The organism is Collinsella aerofaciens (genome assembly GCF_032584215.1).
In the GTDB taxonomy this organism is placed as follows: Bacteria; Actinomycetota; Coriobacteriia; order Coriobacteriales; family Coriobacteriaceae; genus Collinsella.
In genome coordinates this window covers 1-464 of the sequence record NZ_JAWHPN010000119.1, presented here as the reverse complement: position 1 = coordinate 464, position 464 = coordinate 1, and the positions used below count along the sequence as shown (strand labels likewise).

Genomic DNA, 464 nt, shown 5'->3' with positions numbered 1-464 from the left:
GAATAAGTGCCCGCATCCAAAGGCGACAGCGTATAGGTTCCATCGCTCCCGGTGACAACCTCCTTGGAGTAGGTGCCATTGGCGGACTGGATGAGGAATCGAGCACCGGAAAGGCCCTTGCTGGGGTTGGTGGAGTCTACCTTCTTTACGGTCAGCTCGTACTGCTCGCGGGTGATGGTGAGTTCGCCAACGAATACAGCCTGAACATCATTGGCGGGGTGGTAATTGGAGCCAGGACCAGCATATTTGTATTCATATACTGCGCAATCACCCCAAACACCCTCTGCACCGAGGTCGAGAGTGTACTGGGCCCTGTCGCGGAAAGACCAGCCATCCAGTTCCTCATCAATGCTGGTGTAGTTGGTGTGTTTGAGGTTGTTGAAAACATACATCAATTCTTCCGCGCAGGCGACCACAGGATCAGAGAGCAGACCGGCCTTATACCGCCAAACTACTGCCTGCAC

Annotated in this window: 1 protein-coding gene; it reads right to left on the bottom strand. The window is 54.3% G+C overall.

The annotated features are described in order from the left end of the window. A partial coding sequence (locus RX395_RS10035; RefSeq protein WP_316367357.1) for an MSCRAMM family protein occupies positions 1-464 on the bottom strand: 464 nt, incomplete at both ends.